The organism is Streptomyces sp. NBC_01476 (assembly GCF_036227265.1).
Classification (GTDB): Bacteria; Actinomycetota; Actinomycetes; order Streptomycetales; family Streptomycetaceae; genus Actinacidiphila.
The window spans coordinates 2,466,557-2,483,134 of record NZ_CP109446.1 but is presented as its reverse complement, the minus strand read 5'-3'; the positions used below and the strand labels follow the sequence as shown (position 1 = coordinate 2,483,134).

The following is a 16,578-nucleotide window of genomic DNA, read 5'->3' as shown; positions in this document are numbered from 1 at the left end:
GCATCCCGCTGGTTGCGCGAGGGGAACGGTGCGCTCATCCGCGGCGGACGGCGGGTGTGAGGCCGCCGGAGCCGGCTGACCGGATCGTTCCGCAGCGGGGCACGATCATGTCTACCCTGGGACGCACCACCGCCGTCAGGATCGGACCATGACCACGACTGAGAACGCCCTGGTGCCCACCGCGCTGCTCGTCATCGACGTCCAGGAGTCCTTCCGGCAGCGGGAGAGCTGGCAGGCCGCGTCCGACCCCGAGGTGGCCCGGCAGGTCGGCCGGCTGGTGGACTTCGCCCGCGCCCGCGGGGACCTGGTGATCTGGGTGCTGCACGCCGAGCCCGGCACCGGCACCGTCTTCGACCCCGCGCTCGGCCATGTCCGGCCGATCGAGGGTCTGGCGGCGGCGGACGGCGAGCCGGTGCTCACCAAGACCTCGCACAACGCCTTCACCACCACCAACCTCCAGCAGCTGCTCACCGGACGCGGCATCCGGGCGCTGATCACCTGCGGTATCCGCACCGAGCAGTGCGTGGAGACCACCACCCGGCTGGCGTCCGACCTCGGGTACGACGTCACCTTCGTCGCCGACGCCACCGCGACCGAGCCGATCCCGGACCCCGCCGCGCCCGCCGGGCGCACCCTCGCCGAGGTGCTGGCGGACCCGCTGACGCTGCGGCCGGCCGAGATCATCGAGCGCACCCGCTATGCGCTGGCCGGCCGGTTCGCCACCGTCACCACCCTGAAGGAGCTGACCGGATCGTGACCGAGGTGGTCTTCCTGCTGGTCCCGCAGCTGCATCTGCTGGACCTGGCCGGGCCCGCGCAGGTCTTCTCGACGGCGGCGGACCAGGGGCTCGGGTACCGGCTGCGCTACGTGGCCGAGCAGGAGGACGTACCGACCGCGCAGGGGCTGCCGCTGCGGGCCGCCACGTCCTGGCCGGAGCTCGGCGCGGCGGATCTGATCATCGTGCCCGGCTGGCGGTCGCCCACCCTGCGGGACACCGGTGTGCTGGGCGCCGGCACGCTGGAGCGGCTGCGCGCCCACCACGCGGCCGGCGGCACGGTCGCCAGCGTCTGCGCGGGCGCGGACGCGCTGGGGCGGGCCGGACTGCTCGACGGACGGCGCTGCACCACCCACCACGACGTCCAGGACGAACTGGCCCACCGCTATCCGCGGGCCACCGTCGTACGGGACGTGCTGTACGTCGTCGACGGGCGGGTGGTGACCTCGGCGGGGATCGCCAGCGGCATCGATCTGGCGCTGCACCTGCTCGCGGTACGGCACGGGCCGGGCGCCGCGGCCCGCGTCGCCCGGCAGATGGTGGTCTACGCCCGCCGCAACGGCGACGCCCAGCAGACCGGGGTGATGCTCCGGCACCGCGCGCACCTCAGCGACGCCGTCCACCGGGCCCAGGACCTCATCGACGCGCGCTTCGACGACGCGCTGCCGCTGGCCGCCCTTGCCGCCGCGACCGGGCTCAGCGAGCGCACCCTCACCCGGCGCTTCACCGCCGCCACCGGGCTCACCCCGCTGCGCTACCAGCAGGAACTGCGCCTGGAGCGGGCCCAGCACCTCATCGCCCAGGGCACCCCGGCCGAATCCGCGGCTCGCGCGGTGGGTTTCCAGGACGCGAGGATGCTCCGCAGGCTGCGCGCACGTGCGGTGCCTGCGCAGCGGACGTAGCCGGGTGCCCACCAAGGGTGCCCGCCCCGGCGCCATCGGCGGCGTGGTCGCGGGCTCCGCCGAGGGGCCGGTCGCGGCGGTCCTACGGTGCCACGCGGATCGACGGCTCGTGGTGGACGGGGAAGTTGACGGAGTTGGCAATGAAGCAGAGCCGGTTCGCCTCGGCGTGCAGGGCGCGGGCCTTGCCGGTCATCGTGGCGGAGGCCACCTCGACCGCAGGCCGCAGCAGGACCCGCGTGAAGTGGCCGCCGCCGTCGCCGGTCTCCTCCATCGTGCCGACCGCCTGGTCGCTGTAGCCGGTCACCACCACGCCGTTGGCCGCGCAGACGTACAGGTAGGAAAGCAGATGGCACTGCGAGAGCGCCGCCAGCAGCATCAGCTCGGGGTTCCAGCGCCCGGCGTCACCGCGGAACGCGGCGTCGGCGGAGCCGAGGAAGGCCGGCACCCCGGCCGCGGAGACCCGGTGGTCGCGGCTGTAGGAGCGGTAGGTGTCGGTGCCCGTACCGAGGTTGCCGGTCCAGACCACCTCGGTCGCGTATGTGTGCTGTCTGGCCGACGCCATGGGTTCAGTTCCTCTCCGGTGCCGGAAGGTCCTTACAGGTGTCCGCGACGTGCTGCCGGGCGAGCAACCCGGCGTCCGCCGCCCGCCCTTCGGTGACCGCCCGCAGCAACGCCCGGTGCTGTGCGTTGACCTGGGCCGGCCGGTGCGGTGGGTCGAGCGATGCCCGGGTGGAGACGACGATCTGGTCCCACAGCCGGTCCAGCGTCACCAACGCCACCGGGTTCGCGGCGAGTTCGGCGATCCGCCGGTGGAACCGCCGGTTGTGGCCGACCGCCTCGGCGAACCTGCCCTCGACCGTGGCCTGTTCGGTCCGGTCGGCGTCATCGGCCAGCGCGGCCAGGGAAGCGGGCGCTATCCGCCCCTGCGCCTGCTGCCCGGCGGCGAGTTCGGCGGTCAGGGCCTCCAGCGCGCCCCGCACCTCGTAGGCGTGCCGCAGCGCCGTACCGTCCAGCGCGACCACCTCCACCCCGCGCCCGGCGGACCGCACCAGACCGTCGGAGACCAGCGCCCGGAACGCCTCGCGCACCGGGGTGCGGCTCATCGCCAGCGAGGCGGCCACCTCGGTCTCGGTGAGCCGCTGACCAGGTGCGTAGGCGCCGTCGAGGATCAGGTCGCGGAGCCTGCCACGGGCGGATTCGGTCTGCTGCACCCCGGCACCCTAACACCCCTGCATACGTTGTATCCCTTGCATGCAAGGGATACAACGGTGCTCGCCGGCCTCAGCGCGCGGCCAGCGCCCGCGCCACCCCGTCCTCCCGCGGCCCCAGAAACCGCGGCGCCGGCCGTACCAGCACATCGAGCGCCGCCTTGTCCGCCGCCACCAACTCCCGTGCCCCGCCCGCGTACCACGTCGCGTCATGCGGCTCGTCCACGCCGACCCCGTACGCGTCGATCCCCGCCGCCGCACACAGCGCGAGCGCCCGCCGGATGTGGAACCCCTGGCTGACCAGCACCGCCCGGTCGACTCCGAACACCCGCTTGGCCCGGTCGCAGGAGTCCCAGGTGTCGAACCCGGCGTAGTCCAGCACCACCTTGTCCCGGGGCACCCCGTGCGCGGTCAGATAGGTCCGCATCGCACCCGGTTCGTCGTACGAGGTCCGGCTGTTGTCACCGGTGACCAGCACCACCCGGACCTTGCCCGCGTGGTAGAGCCGGGCCGCCGCGTCCAGCCGGTGCGCCAGATACGGCGACGGCTGCCCGCCCCACAACCCGGCGCCGAACACCACCGCCACCGGTTCGGCCGGCACATCCGCCTCGGAGCGGACCCGGTCGCCGGCGGTCAGCCGGAGCCAGGTCGCGGGCAGCAGCGCCAGGACACAGACGGCGGCGGCCACCTGGACCAGGCGGCGCCACCCCTGCCTGGTCCTCGGCAGACGCGGGCGCAGCCGAGCGGGCCAGCGACGCATGACGTTCCCCTCCCCGAGTGCGGTCCCCTTGACCGACGCGCCGGGGCGACGGCTGGTTCCGGCCCCGCACCGCCGTCAGCCGCCGGCCCAGGCAGCCGTCGTGAAGTCCCGGGCCGCGGCCGAGAGGTAGACGGCCGCGGCCAGCCACGCGGTGGCGAAGGCGTCCGGGTCGGCCGGGAGCATCGCGCCCAGCGCGTCGGGGCGGCGGGCCCGGGCCGCGGCGCTCAGTGCGGCGGCGCAGGCGGCGGCGGTGGGCAGCCCGGCGGCACGCAGCCGGCCCGGCAGCGCCGGATCGGCGGCCACCGCCGCCACCGCCCGGCCGCCCGCGACGGTACGCGCCACCGTACGGCTCAGCAGGTCCCACTCCACGGGAGGCAGCGGCAGCGGCAGCGGCAGCGGGGAGCCGGACGGCGGGGCGGCAGGACCGGCCGCTGCCGTCGCGAGGGCCGCGGGGAGCTGGTCGAGCCCGAGGTCCACCGTCCGGTCCGGTGTGCCGAGCGCCAGGGCCACCACGCCCCGCGGCCGGTCCGGCGCGAGCCGGCCGATCAGCCGTACCGCCGCCCCCGAGAGCCCCGCCAGCCGCCGCAGATTCGCGGTGTACGCCAACTCCGGGCGCGCGTCTGGCGCGTGGAGTACGACCACGGGTCCGCCGCCGGCGAGCGCGAGGGCGGGCAGGCCGTCCAGCCGTGTGACCGTACCCGACAGGAACAGCAGACCGTCCCCCTCCGGCCGTGCCACCGCGGCGGCCACCTGGGCGGCGGCGGGGCGCCGCCACAGCGCGTCCAGCGGCGGCTCGAACCAGCCCGCCCCGCCCGCGCCCACCGTCCGCAGGCCCGCCCCGCCGCCGATCCGCCCGTCCTCCGTCACGGTCGCCCCGGTGGCGATCAGCCCCCCGCCGCGCCCCAACTGCCGCAGGGTCAGCGCCGCGCCACCGGGCACCCCGGCCCCCGCCGAGGCGTCCACCCGCTCCACCCCGCCGGGCGCGACCACCCCGACGGTCCGCACCTCGCCCTCGGCGGTCGCCAGATGCGTGACCGCCCCGCCGTACCCGGACGCGGTGACCACCGGCTCGGTGAACAGGCCGTAGAGCCGCAGCGGCCCCGCCGGCTGATACGTCCGCCGGGCCGCACCGGCCAGGGCCGCGTCCCCGGCGGCCACCGCCCGTGCCTCCGCCAGCAGGGCGGCCAGGTCCGCGACGAGTTCGCCGAGCCGGAAGGCGCTGTCGGCGGCCCGCGCCTCACCGAGGCGCCGCGCCACCCGTGTGGCACTCGCGGCGGGCCGGTGCAGACGCGCCAGCCGGGCGCTGTGGGCGGCGTGCAGCAACGCCGTCCGGGGGAGAGCGGAGGCGTTCGCCCCGGCGCACAGCGCGGTGACCCCCGCGGTCCACAGGGCTGCCGCGGCCTCCCGCATCGCGTCGGAGGCCGGGCCGCCGGCGGGGGAGTCCGGGTCCGGGTCCGCCGGCCGTTCGCCGGTCTCGCCCGCGGCCTTGCTCCTGGCATCCGAGCCCTCTTCCCCGGGACCGTCCCCTTCTTCCTCTTCCTCTTCGTCGGCGAGCGGCGCCGCGGCCAGCACGGCGGCGCGGTGCAGGCACGCGGGCGCGAGCAGGCAGTCGCAGCGCACCGCGCCGGCGGTGGCCACCGTCCCGGCGGGCGACAAGGTGAGCGTCACGGTGGTCTCGGCGTCCACCGCGACCACGACCTCGCCGTCCCCCGCCCGCACCACCCACCCGCCGGCCTTCCCCACGGCCCCGTCCAACCGCTTCCGCAACCGTCCCGGCAGCAACTCGGCCGCCTCCCCGGCGGCTCCGGCCGTCACCGGCGGCAACCCGTTCACCACGTCATGTCCCCTCTCCGGCACCGCCGTTGCCCTTCACCAGGCCGCACCCGCACCAACAGGAGTGGCTGCCCGGACGGCGGCCCCCACGGCCGTCCGTGGCTCCCACGACCGCCGGCATCCCCCCACGGCCGGTGGCGGCTCCGCACGACCGCCACGGGGACGGGCCGCCGGCGAACCCGCACGTACGGGCCGGAACACCCCGGGAAGCCGCACCCACCCGGGAGCGACGGGCACTTCCCGACGGGCGCTTCCCGGCGGGCGGCAGAGTTCACCGGGACCCGCCACCGGAGACCCGTTCGCCCACCCACCGCGCCAGCTCCAGCGGGCTCAGCGCCGCCACCGGCATCCCCGCGGCCACCAACTGGCCCGCGACGCCCACCGAGTACCGCCCCCGGCCGGCGTCGTCGAGCGACGCGCACCCCAGGACATGGCACCCGGACTCCACCAGCGCCCGTACCTCCCCGAGCAGCGCCCCGACCGGCCCGCCCTCCTCGAAGTCGCTGACCAGCACCACCAGCGTCCGCGACGGCACCGTCACCAGCCCCCGTGCGTGGCGCAGCCCGCGGGCGATGTTCGTACCGCCGCCCACCCGCACCTCCAGCAGCAGGCTCAGCGGGTCGTCCACCTGCCCGGTCAGGTCCACCACCTCGGTGGAGAAGGCCACGAAGTGGGTGCTCAGCGCCGGCACCCCGGAGAGCACCGCCGCGGTGACCGCCGACCAGATCGTGGACGCCTCCATGGACCCCGAGACGTCCACCACCAGGACGATCCGCCAGTCCGCCGCCTTGCGCGCCCGCGTCCGGAAGACAGGCCGCTCCGGCAGCACGGTGACGGTCCCGTCCACCGGGTCGCGGCGGGCCGTCGCGAGGTTCGCCCGCAGGGTGCGGGGCAGATCCAGCGGGCCGCCCGGCCGCCGCGTCGGGCGCGGATGGGTCAGCCCCACCAGCGCCGGCCGCATCCGGTTGGCCAGCGCCTGCGTCAGCTCCCGCACCAGCCTCGCCACCAGCGGCCGGAGCCTGGCCAGTTGGCCCTCGGGCAGCCCGCCGGCGAACGACAGCACGGTCCGCAGGAGTTCCACCGAGGGCCGGGCCGCCGCCGGGTCCATCTCCAGGGCCGCGTCGAGCCGCCCGGCCGCGGCAGCCGCCGCCAGCACCTCCTCCCGGACACCGGCCCCGAAGAGCGCCTGAAGCTCCTCGGCCCAGCTGCGGACATCGGGGTACGGCGCCTCGCTGCCCGCCCCTGACCTCCCCATCTCCTCCGCACCCTCCCCGCGTCCTGCCCCGTACAACTCGTCCAGCGCGGCCGCCATCCGCGCCGCCGACCGCTGTTTCACCCGGCCCAGCAGCAGTTGCCACCGCACATCCGCGGTGATCACGTCGTCCATGGACCCTTCCTGGCGGCCCTGCGGCGTATCCACCGCGGCGGCCGGAAGGTCACCGTCCAGCACGCCCAGCAACCCCAGTGCCGCCAGCGCCTCGCGCCCCGCCAGGTCCGCCCCGGTGTGCCGGGCAGCCGCCGCCGGGTCCAGCCCAGCGGGCGCGGCCGGCCCGAAGGCCGCACCGTCCCTTACCGTCGCCAGCAGCCGCTCCCGCGCCGCCGGCGTCAAGGCGTCGAACCCCCGCCGCAGGGCGGGCAACCGGGTCAGGAACCCCCGGTCCCGCAGCGCCTCCACCGTCTCCACCAGCGGCGCCAGCAGGGCCTCCGCCTCCACCAGCGGCCCCGCCGCGGTCAGCGCCCCGGTGAGGAAACCGGCCAGCCCCTCCCGCAGTTCCGCGGTGGTGGCGTCCTCGGTCCTGGCGGCCAGCACCGTGCCGAAGGCGCCCGGCGCGGTCTCGCCCAGCAGCACCAGGGCCGCACCGGCCGCGCCCCGGATCAGTGGTGTGCCTTCGGCCGCCAGCCGGGTCAGCGCGTCCGCCATCCGCAGCCCGGGCAGCCCCCGGGCGGCCAGCTCCGCCAGCGCCAGCGCGTCCGCCGGGTCGTCCGACCCCGCCAGACCGTCCAGTGCCCGCACCCCGGCAGCGGTCACCTCGGCCCGGGCCGCCGTCACCGCTGCGGCCTCCCACCCGGCGTCAAGACCGGGAAAGTGCCCCGAGGCCAGCCGGTCCAGCAGGCCAAGCCCGGCCAGCAGCTCCGGGAGCGTCCCGGTGACCGGCAGCAGCCGGGCCGTCTCCGCGAGCCGGTCCGCGGCCGGTCCCGGCAGGCCGCAGGAGGCCGCGTCGGTCAGCCCGGTCAGCACCTCCGCCGCCGCCGGGCCGCCGTCCCGCCGCTCGTTGCGGGCCCGCTGCCGCAGCAACCCCTCGGCGGCGAAGGGGAGTTCGGAGCCGTGCACAGCGGTCGCCTCCAGCATCGCCGCGGTGGCGGGCGTCCACTCCACCGTCCAGCGGGTGCCGATGCCGGCGGTGCCGCCGGTCCCCGCGGTGGGCGCCGGTTCGCCGTACGGCACCCCGCAGACCACGAGCTGCCGCAGTGCCAGCTCCCGGCGGCGGTCCAGCGGCGAACGGTACGGGTCAAGCCGCAGCTCCCGCCGTTCCGGTGCCCCGGGCGCCGGCAGACCCAGCTCGGCCAGCAGGCTCTCCACGGCCGGTCCGAGCCCTGACCGCGGGGTGCCGGGAGCGGGCCTGCCGTGCCGGGTGCCGACCAGTACCTCCTCCAGCGCCCGCGCCACCACCCGGCCCCGCCCGAGCAACTGGCCTTGCGTCAGCACCGTCCGCACGGCCTCCAGCAGCTCACCGCGCCCGGCTGCGGGCAGCCCGCGCAGCGAGGCCAGGTCCCGGGCATGCCGGACCACCTCACGGGCGTCGGGCGGCCCGCACGGGTGACCCGCGGCCCGGACCGCGGCGCAGATCCGCACCGCGGTCCCCAGCAGCAGCGCGTCCAGCCGCTCCGGGTCACCCGCCGCCCGCACCACGCCCAACTGCCACTCCGGGTCGCGGATGCCCGCCGGATAGCCGGACCGCTCGTCCAGCAGCGGGTAGGTGTACGGCACCAGGGAGGTGGCCACCTCCGCGACGTCATCCGGCCCGGCAGGATCGTCCGGCTCCGTGCCGCCCGCGCCCGGCACCAGCGCCGGGCCGTGGAACGCCCCCACCACCGCTGCCGCCCTGACCCCGGGCCTGGCGGCCAGCAGCCGCCGCATGTGGGCCTCGCGCCGCAGGTCGTACGGGTCGAGCCGGCCGCCGCGCGCCGCGTCCTGGCGCAGCGCCCACCCCAGCAGCAGCGCCGCCCGGCGCAGGGCCTCCGCCGTACCGCCCGGTGCCGCGGCCTCCACCAGCCGGTTCCACAGGTCGTCCTCGGCGCGCCCCCCGGCCCGCTCCCGCAGTGCCCGCTCCAACGCCCGCTCGGGCCACGCCCCTTGCGCCCCTTGTCCTCCTTGCTGCCCTTGCTCTCCTTGCTCTTGCTGCCCGCCGTCCGCCTCCCCCTGGCCTGCCCGGCCGTCCCCCCGGGCGCCCAGCGGCAGGTCGAACGGCACCACCGGCACCCCCGCCTCCGCGGCCCAGCGGATCGCCACCAGCTCCGGCGAGAAGTCGGCGAACGGCAGGAACACCAGCCCGCGCGGCCCGTGCCCGGCCAGCGCGACCGGCTGAACGGTCGCCGGGTCGGCCAGATACGGCAGCCACCGCGCGAACTCCCCCGGCAGCTCCACGAAGAGCACCTCGGGTGCCGCCGCGGCCAGCAGCTGCGGCACCGCGGCGGCCAGCGCGGGGGAGTGGTGCCGCACCCCGATCAGATACGGCGCACGGCACCCCGCCAGCGCCTCCGCGGCGTCGGCGGGTGCACCCCCCTCCGGTGCACCCGCCTCCAGCGCACCGGGCCCGTCAGCCGAGCGCATCGCGCAGCTCCCACAGCGTGCGCCACAGTGGCGCGCCCTGCTCGGCCCGGCGGCGGACCGGCCCGTCCCAATAGGCCAGCAGCCTCGGGTGGTCCGCCGGGTCGTCCTTGCGGACCGTCCCCAGCAGGTGCCCCGGCAGGGTGCGCAGGGCGTCCCGGCCGTCGGGCAGATACGCGGCGGCCAGCCCCATCGAGGTGGCGACGTGCACCGCTTCCGCCGTGCTCATCACCGTCGAAGGCCGCTCGACGTCCCACCCCTCGGCGCTGCGTCCGGTCCGCAGGTCCCGGAAGGCGGTGACCAGTGCTTCGAGCACCGCCCGGTCGACGGTGAACCGCGCTCCCGAGCGGGCCAGCGCGGTCACCGCCTGCCCGCGTACCAGTTCGGTCTCCGCGTCCAGGTCGGTGATCGGGCCGACCGTCTCGAAGTTGAAGCGGCGTTTGAGGGCCGCGGACATCTCCGAGACCCCGCGGTCGCGGAGGTTGGCGGTGGCGATGACGGTGAAGCCGGGCACCGCGTGCACGGTCCCGCCGTCCGCCTCCGCGGTGCCGGCCAGCTCCGGCACCGCCATCCGCCGCTCGGAGAGGATCGACACCAGCGCGTCCTGCACCTCCGGCAGGCAGCGGGTGACCTCCTCGATCCGGGCCACCGCGCCGCGGGTCATGGCGGTGAGCACCGGGGACGGCACCAGCGCCGCGCTGCTGGGGCCGGCGGCGAGCAGCATCGCGTAGTTCCAGCCGTACCGCAGCTGGTCCTCGGTGGTGCCCGCGGTGCCCTGCACGGTGAGCCCGCTGGTGCCGCAGACCGCGGCTGCCAGCAGCTCCGACAGCATCGACTTGGCGGTGCCCGGCTCGCCCACCAGCAGCAGCCCGCGCTCCCCGGCGAGGGTCACCACGCACCGCTCCACCACCGCCCGGTCGCCGACGAACTTGCGTGCCACGGTGAGCCGGGCACCGTCCGAGGCGCGCAGCAGCGGTTCGCCGCCCGACCCGCAGACGAAGGTCACCACGGCCCGCGGGGTCAGCCGCCAGCCCGGCGGCCGGGGCCCGTCTTCATAGCCGGCCAGGAAGGCCAGCTCCGCGGCGTACCGGTCCTCGGCCGGCTCGATCTGCCGGGCGCCGCTTCCGTCCGCGCCGCTCATCGCCGTCCCCCTCGCGGTCCGGTCCGCCGGGCCGCGAACTCCTCGAAACCGGGCGCGTCCCCGTCGGCCACCCGCTGCCACGCCTGCCGGAACAGCTCGGGCACCGGGCAGTCCGGCACCACGAAGCCGTCGTCCGCGCCCGGCGCGGACCGGAAGAGCGCGGTCTTCCAGGTCTCCAGCGGCAGTTGCGGCGCCTTGTGGTCCAGCCAGCCGCCGGGCAGGAACAGGGTGCGGCCGGCCCGGGGCCGCCGGGCCTCCACCACCAGGTCACCGGCGGCCAGTTCGGCCCGGGCCTGCTTGCTCCGGGCCGGCTTCCAGCCGGTCCAGGCGGTGACATTGCGGTCCGTCGGGTCGGGCAGCGCCAGCAGCATCAGGTAGAGCGCGGCGGCGTCCTGCGACAGACCGAGCCGCTGCGCCGCCGCCGTGACCAGCTCCGGCGCGCTGTGCGCCGGGTACTGCGCGGCGCCCGCCGGGCCGTCCGCCGCCACCAGTGCGTCCAGGCCGTCGCCGAGCACCTCCCGCAGTGCCCACAGCAGCGGGCCGGGGTTGAGGCCGGTGAGCAGGGTCAGCGCCGAGTGGCCGGGGCCGCCTTCGGGGGACGCCCCGGGCAGCAGCGCGGCCGGCCGCACCCACACGTCGTCGTGCTCGCGCCCGTAGCGCGCCGGGACCAGCACGATCGCCGGCCCGGCCGGCAGGGTGCCGTCCGGCCCGTGACCACCGGTCCGCGGCAGCCCGTAGGCCTCCCGGACCCGGTGCGAGGACGGTTTGCCCTCCGAGGTCCAGTCCACCGACAGGTCGAGCAGCAGCTGCTCGTCCGCCAGCCGGGAGCGCAGCGCCGTCAGGGTCTCGGGCAGCGCCGCCCGCAGCGGGTCACCGTACGGCAGCCGGTAGGCGAGCCAGCGCAGCGCCGAGACGTAACCCATCAGCTCCCGGCCCGACAGCAGCTGGGCCGGGTCGTCGGCCACCAGGGCCCGGTTCGCGTCGAGCCGCTGCCGGGTGCGGCCGGTCAGCTCGGGGCGCGACCGGGGGTTGAGGGCCGCGGTCAGCTGTTCGCCGATGGACGTCTCCCGCTCGGCGCGCTCCAGCAGTTCGATCGGGACCGGCCGCAGCCGGCCGTGGATGGCGATCCACTCGTCGGCCAGGGCGTCCGGGTCGAAGCCGTCGGCCCACAGCCGTTCGACGGCCGCCGGGTCGGCGGGCATCAGCCGGGCCAGCAGGCGGATGCGGTGTTCCCCGCTGAGCCGTCGCAGGGCGTCGCGGGCGGTGACCGCCCGGGTGGGGCGCAGTCCCGCGAGGGCCAGCGTCTCCGGTCCCGGGATGCCGTCCCTGCCGTAGCCGGTGATCTCGGGCAGGCCGAGCAGCAGCAGCGCCGCCAGTGACACGTCCACCCCGGTCAGGGCCGCGAAGCGCTCGGCCGCTCCGTGCCGGTACGGCACCGGGCCGCGCTCCGCGGTGAGCGTGATCAGCCGGGCCAGGGCGGCGGTCCCCGCCGGGTCGCCGGGGGCGCCGATGACCGTCGACTCCTTGAGGTCGAAGCCCTCCCAGGCCCCGAACCCCTGCTCCGGGTCGTGTTCGACGCCCTGCCAGTGCCGCCCGTTGTCGTGGACGTGGGTGCAGGTCAGGAGCAGCAGGGTGCGGTCACCGGCCCGGAGCACCTGGCCGGCCCGCTCCACGCGGGTGTCGCCCGGCTCGCAGAGCGACACCACCCGCAGCCGGCCGCGCGGATCGGCGTACGGGGCCGGGCCGTCGAGCACCGCCTGCAGGAACTCCAGCACCGCCGCCCGGTCCTGGTCCGAGGTACCGGCCGCCGCGGCCCGCGCCGCCGCGGCGGTGAAGCCGTGGCCGAGCAGCGGCAGCCAGTTGACGTTGGTGCCCCGCATCGCCGTGAACGGGGGGTGCCCGTCCGCGGTTTCCGCGGGGACCGCGGCGGCGCCGCTCAGTGCCCGGTGCAGGGCCAGGACCTGCCCGATCGCGGCGGTGCTCTGATCGGTGTCGCTGCCGTAGTAGCCGTAACGGCCGCCGCTCGCCAGGCCCCTGAGCGCATGGTTCAGCGCGCCGTCGTGCGCGTGCCGCACCCGGGGCGCGGCGTCCTGCGCGGACGCCGGCGCGGCGGCCTTCTCCTTCTTGCCGGCGAAGGCGGCGACCCAGCGGGTGAGCCGGGCGGCCTCCATGGCGAGTGCGGCGATGCCCTCGACCAGGGCCGGGTGGCTGATGCCAGGCAGCAACGCCCGTACCGCCGTGGCGGCGGTCTCCTCCTGCGGGGTCGGGAAGGGAGTCGGGACCCGGACCGGTTCCGTGGGCGGGCCGGGCATCGCCGCGATCAGCGCGGCGGCCTGGGCGTCGGTGACCGTCCGGAGCACCGCGGAGCCGGCCTCGTCCCGCGCCCGCAGCGCGTGCCAGTACCAGACCGGCGGCACGATCGCGGTCCCCCTGGCGTACCGGCCGCCGGCCGCACCGCCCTCCACATGGGCGAGTTCGAGGCCCTCGGCGTCGTACAGCCAGACCGAGTCCGTCCGGTGGCCGGAAACCCGTGCGTGCAGGGCCGCGCCGCCGGGCAGCCGCAGCGGCGGCAGCGGCGAGCCGCCGCTGATCACCGGGGTGCCGTCCGGGAGTTCCTCGCAGGGCCAGTCCGGGCCGTGGGTGCCGTCGACCGAGCAGGCGGTCATCGTGCGGGCCGCCGGGTCGTACCGCACCCACCAGCCCAGCAGGCCGTCCTTGCTGCCGAACGGCGAGCCCTCAAGGCCGGGCCGGACCGGCAGCAGCCGGCAGGACGGCGGCAGCAGCCGGGCACCCCGCGGTCCTTCGGCGAGTGCGCCGTCGAAGAAGGCGGGCACCGAGGCGCGGCCCCGGGTGGCGGTCGCCGGGTCGTACTCGTACCAGTGGTCCTCGTGCAGCACCCAGTAGGAGATGCCGTCCGAGGCGACCGGCCGGCGGTCGCCGAAGGAGGTGTCGCCCACCTGCATCGGCCGGGTGCCGTAGAACCGGCCGCCGCCGGGCAGGGGCACCGACACCGTGCCGGAACCCTGGGCCGGGGCTTCCAGCGTGCCCTTGGGCCGGAAGGTGTCCGCGGGCCGGCCGGACCAGACGGCCCGCCGCGCGTCGCCGTGCCCGGAGGCGACCAGCCACTGACCGTCCAGCCAGCGGAAGACCGGCGGCATCCAGCTGTACGGGTTCGGCGCCGGCAGCGTCAGCGTCCGGTCGTCCAGCACGCCCTCCGGGCCGATCGCGAGCACCCGGGTGTCCTCCGCGACGATCAGCGCGGGCCAGGCGTCCTCCAGCCGGTACCCGTGGTCGCGGTTGGTACGGCCGGGGCGGAGCCGGGCCGGCGCTTGGTCCAGGGCGGGCCAGCCCAGTTCGTCGAGGATGCCGGCCCGCAGGGTGCGGGCGAGCACCGGAGCCACGTCGAATGCCGCGATCCGGGCGGCGGCCACGGGCGCGGCGGCCAGGGCCGAGGGGATGGTGAAGCCGCTCACCCGGGACAGCAGCCGGTCAAGGCCCGGGAGCCCGAGCGGCTGTTCCAGCTCCGCCGCCCGGTCGGTGAGCCACTGCCCGACCACCGGGCCGAGCACCGGGCCCGACGCCAGCCGGTGCAGGGCCGCGGCGGCACCGCGGCCACCGGCCGCCTTCTCCACCGCGGCCGGCAGCAGCGGACCGAACCGCGGATCGGCGACCACCGCGGCCAGATCACGGCGGCCGGGCGTCGCGTCGTCCAGCCATTTCCGCAGATTGAGCGTGGTGCCCCGGCCCGGGCCGGTGACCGGCACGCCGTGTGCCAGGCACGCGTCCAGCAGGTCCAGGTCCACCTCGGTGTGCCCGCGGTCCCCGCCGAGCCGCACCGGCTCCCGCTCCGCGGCCAGTTGGGCGGCGAACCGCTCGACCAGCTCCAGCTCGCGGGGCATCCGCTCCTGCCGCCGCCAGTAGCCGCGCTGCCGGTGCGCCGCCCAGGTGCCGAACCAAGCGGCGGCGGTGGGCGGCTGCTCCCCTGTGGCAGCCGCCCCCGCGCCTCCCCCCGTCCGGGCGAGCAGCGTGAACGCGCCCGCGGCTTCCAGGATCTCCAGCCACGTCTCGTCGAACGCGGCCGTGTGCTCGCCGCCCGCGGTCGGCAGCAGGTGCAGCAGCCGGACCCGGACCGCCGGGTCCTGCCGGGCCGCGGTGACCAGCGCGCCGCGGGCGCTCTTCCAGAAGGACATCGCGGCGCGGGCCACCGCCGACGACTTCAGCAGCTCCGAGACCAGCGACACCTCCTCGGCGGCGGCGTCGCGCCCGGCCGCCTTCGCCAGCCGCCGCAGATCCTCCAGCAGGCCCGCGTACGGGCTCAGACCGGCCGCGCCGCGCTCCACGCAGAGCAGCCGGAACTCCTCAAGAGCCGTCTGCGGGGTGAGGCGTTCGGCCAGGCCCTTCGCCTGCTCCCGGAGCGTCTTGCCGCTGAGCGCGCCGGCCGCGGCGAACTCCAGGAACACCTCGCGCAGCCGCTCCTCGTCCACCGCCAGCGCGTGCCGCCGCTCGGCGTCGCGCGCCTTGCCGAAGAACGCCGACGCATAGGTGGTGGCCTCCGCGCCCAGGAAGTGCCGGGCCACCTCCTCGTAGTACGTGGGCAGGAAGTGCGGTACGGAACGGTCGAGCCGGGTGGCCAGTTCCTCGAAGCCGTCCTTGGCGTGGCCGGGCTTGGTGACCGCGATGCGGGCCAGCCGCTCCATCTCCTTGACCACGGCCAGCGCGTGCCGGCCGTTGGCCGGGTCGTGGACCAGGGCCCAGGCCGGGAAGCCGAGCGCCTGCCGCTTCACCCGCCCGACCCGCACGCCCCGCCCGCCGGAGCCACCGGCCGCCGCCGCAGAGCCGGCGCCTGACGTGAAGTCACCTGCCGTGGCGTCACCGCCCGACCCTGAGTCACTGCCTGCCCCAGAGCCGTCGCCCGACCCGGAGTCACCCGCCGCCGCGGGCTCCCCGCCGAACCCGAGGAATTCCAGCGCGAGATCCTCCGCCTCGCCCAGCGCCTCCGGAACCAGCCGCACCACGACCCGGTCGTCCAGTGCCGGGTGCCGGTACCCCCGGGCCACCAGCACATCCCCGGCGGCCGCCTCCGGTGCGCCGCCGAGCGGCAGCACCGCCCCCGCTTCCAGCAGATCCCGCTCGTTCACCGGTCCCCCGCCTCTTCCTCGTCCTTGTCCACGACCCGCCCCGCGTACAGCAGCGACGCCATCCGTTCCCCCTCCGACCAGGCCACCGGGCCGACCTCGCCGAGCCGCAGCCGGTTGCCGTCCGGCCCGCGCCACTCCAGGTCACCGGTCACCGCTTCGGCCTCCGGATAGTCGGCGCCGAGCCACAAGGACGCCTCCACCGTCCGGCCGGCCTCGGTCACCTGGCAGGTGGCGTTGCCACCGCGCACCCGGTAACCGTGCTGGACCGCGCGGGCCGTGGCGTGCCGCAACTGGTCGAACCGGCCGCCCGCGTACGCCGTCAGCGCGTACGCCGCCGGATCCACGTCGTCGGCCCGCCGCCACACCTCGCGGAAGAGCTGCCCGAGGCTCTGGCGTACGTCCAGCTCGGCCGCGAACTCCCGGAGTTCGTCCAGCCCGGCCGGCTCCACCAGCAGCACCGGGTGCGGGATCAGCACCGATTCCGCTTCCAGCCGCACCGAGTCCCCGTCGAGGTCCACCACCCCGAGCCCCCGCTCGCGGTCGGCGTCCCGCAGGAATCCCGCCCTGGCCAGATCCGGGGTGCCGTCCGCGGCCACCGGGGCGACCACCAGATCGCGGAGCACCTGCTGCCAGGCGGCATCCGGCCAGACCTCGGCCAGCAGGACGGCGGGCACCGGCAGCGAACGCACCAACCAGCCGTCCACCTGCGCCAGACACTCCCGCTCGTGCCGCTGCAACCACTCCGCGAGCTGCCGCAGCCGCAGCACCTCGGGGTCGTCCCGCAGCTTCCCCGGCACCTGCTTCAGTGCCCGTCCGGCGGCGTTCCGGCACACCACCTTCACGCCCTCCAGCGTGACGGCGTATCCGTCCGCCGTCTCGATCCACCCCATGACCCGCGCCCCTCCCCGGTCCCGCGCAGCCGTCACCTCGACGGCCTTCAAGCGGTTCCGTTCACGGTCCCGCCTGCGATGTCGATCACACTAGAACCCCCC

The 16,578-nt window shown here is 76.6% G+C and carries 10 protein-coding genes; 2 read left to right on the top strand and 8 right to left on the bottom strand.

The features are described 5' to 3' along the window. Positions 1-148 precede the first annotated feature (148 nt). Together OG552_RS11210 and OG552_RS11205 are read left to right on the top strand one after the other, a co-directional pair. Positions 149-757: a cysteine hydrolase family protein gene (locus tag OG552_RS11210; RefSeq protein ID WP_443070911.1), complete on the top strand. Its 609-nt coding sequence runs from the start codon at positions 149-151 to the stop codon at positions 755-757. Next, positions 754-1,677 carry a GlxA family transcriptional regulator gene (locus tag OG552_RS11205; RefSeq protein WP_329131798.1) on the top strand — a complete coding sequence of 308 codons (924 nt, stop codon included), beginning with the start codon at positions 754-756 and terminating at the stop codon, positions 1,675-1,677. Before OG552_RS11210 ends, OG552_RS11205 begins: the two co-directional genes overlap by 4 nt. A gap of 82 nt (positions 1,678-1,759) precedes the next feature. Here OG552_RS11205 and OG552_RS11200 read toward each other — a convergent pair whose 3' ends face one another. From OG552_RS11200 to OG552_RS11165, 8 genes are all read right to left on the bottom strand, one after another. Further along, a complete protein-coding gene (locus OG552_RS11200; protein ID WP_329131797.1) occupies positions 1,760-2,239 on the bottom strand; it encodes an OsmC family protein in 480 nt (159 codons plus the stop codon). A 4-nt stretch (positions 2,240-2,243) separates the two neighbouring features. Beyond that, complete coding sequence (locus OG552_RS11195) at positions 2,244-2,888, bottom strand: GntR family transcriptional regulator (protein ID WP_329131795.1); 645 nt, start codon at positions 2,886-2,888, stop codon at positions 2,244-2,246. Positions 2,889-2,958: 70 nt separating this feature from the next. Continuing rightward, a complete protein-coding gene (locus tag OG552_RS11190) occupies positions 2,959-3,645 on the bottom strand; it encodes a SanA/YdcF family protein (RefSeq protein ID WP_329131793.1) in 687 nt (228 codons plus the stop codon). 75 nt (positions 3,646-3,720) lie between these two features. Beyond that, positions 3,721-5,481 carry a hypothetical protein gene (locus OG552_RS11185; protein WP_329131791.1) on the bottom strand — a complete coding sequence of 587 codons (1,761 nt, stop codon included), beginning with the start codon at positions 5,479-5,481 and terminating at the stop codon, positions 3,721-3,723. Positions 5,482-5,749: 268 nt separating this feature from the next. After that, positions 5,750-9,310 (bottom strand): DUF5682 family protein, encoded by a 3,561-nt coding sequence (locus OG552_RS11180; protein ID WP_329131789.1) that lies wholly within the window; start codon positions 9,308-9,310, stop codon positions 5,750-5,752. Further along, positions 9,297-10,448, bottom strand: coding sequence for an ATP-binding protein (locus tag OG552_RS11175; RefSeq protein ID WP_329131787.1), 1,152 nt, complete (start codon positions 10,446-10,448; stop codon positions 9,297-9,299). Before OG552_RS11175 ends, OG552_RS11180 begins: the two co-directional genes overlap by 14 nt. After that, positions 10,445-15,586, bottom strand: coding sequence for a hypothetical protein (locus tag OG552_RS11170; RefSeq protein WP_329131785.1), 5,142 nt, complete (start codon positions 15,584-15,586; stop codon positions 10,445-10,447). The genes OG552_RS11175 and OG552_RS11170 overlap by 4 nt, the downstream gene beginning before the upstream one ends. Beyond that, positions 15,583-16,476, bottom strand: a complete 894-nt coding sequence (locus tag OG552_RS11165) for a DUF4132 domain-containing protein (RefSeq protein ID WP_329131783.1) — start codon at positions 16,474-16,476, stop codon at positions 15,583-15,585. The genes OG552_RS11170 and OG552_RS11165 overlap by 4 nt, the downstream gene beginning before the upstream one ends. Between the last annotated feature and the right edge of the window lie 102 nt (positions 16,477-16,578).

Excerpts from the sequence above, each read along its gene's own strand:
- OG552_RS11210 (WP_443070911.1), top strand. The coding sequence starts at position 149 with ATGACCACGACTGAGAACGCCCTGGTGCCCACCGCGCTGCTCGTCATC.
- OG552_RS11200 (WP_329131797.1), bottom strand. The coding sequence starts at position 2,239 with ATGGCGTCGGCCAGACAGCACACATACGCGACCGAGGTGGTCTGGACC.
- OG552_RS11190 (WP_329131793.1), bottom strand. The coding sequence starts at position 3,645 with ATGCGTCGCTGGCCCGCTCGGCTGCGCCCGCGTCTGCCGAGGACCAGG.
- OG552_RS11180 (WP_329131789.1), bottom strand. The coding sequence starts at position 9,310 with ATGCGCTCGGCTGACGGGCCCGGTGCGCTGGAGGCGGGTGCACCGGAG.
- OG552_RS11175 (WP_329131787.1), bottom strand. The coding sequence starts at position 10,448 with ATGAGCGGCGCGGACGGAAGCGGCGCCCGGCAGATCGAGCCGGCCGAG.
- OG552_RS11165 (WP_329131783.1), bottom strand. The coding sequence starts at position 16,476 with ATGGGGTGGATCGAGACGGCGGACGGATACGCCGTCACGCTGGAGGGC.